Annotated in this window: 2 protein-coding genes; both read right to left on the reverse strand. The window is 47.6% G+C overall.

Translation table 11 applies throughout. The features are described from left to right. Positions 1-179 precede the first annotated feature (179 nt). Positions 180-527, reverse strand: coding sequence for a hypothetical protein (locus tag NJG22_RS24410; RefSeq protein WP_253098492.1), 348 nt, complete (start codon positions 525-527; stop codon positions 180-182). A gap of 8 nt (positions 528-535) precedes the next feature. After that, on the reverse strand, positions 536-1230 hold a 695-nt coding region (locus NJG22_RS24415; protein WP_253098494.1), incomplete at its 5' end, for an RHS repeat-associated core domain-containing protein.

Raw genomic sequence — 1230 nt, forward strand, 5'->3', positions numbered from 1 at the left:
TGATAGCGGGTGACTAAGCCATCGAAACCGGTTTCTTGCAACAGCCGGCCAACCGGGTCGTAGAGGAAGTTGGCCTTGCAAACTCAGCCGACACGGCGCAGGCCTAACGAACCTAGCGCCGATAGCGAACAGAGCCAATTGTGTGGCTGTCAAAAACTCTTGGATTTTCCACCTGAGGTTTAGTAGATCCCCTTTTCTTCAGCTTTCTCCAAAAAATAGTCTTGTAGGTCCCCACTAATTTCATCGCCATCACAACTGACAACAAAATCTCCGGAAATTCCGTCAGGGAAGTGAGTACCATCCAACGTCCCAAAAACAATCGACACCGCATCAGCCATCGCAAGAGAGATAAAACTTAATACATCCTCTCGTTCATTATCAGATAATTTGGTCAATGCATTTCTAGCTCTCGCATACACGTCCGAGCCATCATCAGGGGACGAGCTCAAAGACTTCCTATAACGAGGAACCCCTTGATCGAAAATCTCTCTAAATACAGCCCCAACAAAGTTTTCAGCAGCACTCATACAGCCTCCTATTTTCTCAGTTCCGGATACATCTCTTTATTCATTCGAATAAGCTCTTGAAGCTTCCCATTCGGAATATCAGGATATACTCGCCTTAACTCTTTGATATCTCTAGCAACCAGGTCCCTGGCATTAGTAAATGGAAGCCCTGCTTTCGGATTAAGCTTGCTTCGAGAAACAATACCCACCCCCTCTTTAGATATAGTATGCCCTTCACGAGGAACGAGTATAGTAGGTGCTGTATCCGGATCATACTCCTTTACAAGATCCTTCATCAGGTTTTTTTGCCCAACGTGGTGTGAGTCCAACCCGAGACTCAACCCCTTGACACAATTTTTATTTCCTTTATGCGTACCTACTTGCCATAAAAGTTTTAGATACCGACAAAGACCCAGGGGATCCGTCCATTCAACCGAATTAGGAGCATACTCGTATAGATTAATCCCTCCTGTATAACCAATTGGATCCTTGCTTACAAATCGTCCTACATTGGGATCATAGTAGCGATAACGATTATAATGCAGCCCCGTCTCATGGTCGTGGTACTGCCCCTGGAAGCGAATCGGGTTGCCCAGTCCATGCTGTTTCGCCCAGTCCGAGCGCTCCTCACGGACTTCACCCCAAGCCTTGTACTGCCCCGCCCAGGCGACATTGCCTTGCTCATCGGTCAACTCCATCGGCGTGCCGAGGTGGTCGCACTGGT

The sequence above is a fragment of the Pseudomonas sp. VA159-2 genome, assembly GCF_024126635.1.
GTDB lineage: Bacteria > Pseudomonadota > Gammaproteobacteria > Pseudomonadales > Pseudomonadaceae > Aquipseudomonas > Aquipseudomonas muyukensis.

Bases quoted from the DNA above. Each gene is read 5' to 3' on its own strand.
- NJG22_RS24410 (WP_253098492.1), bottom strand. From the start codon at position 527: ATGAGTGCTGCTGAAAACTTTGTTGGGGCTGTATTTAGAGAGATTTTC.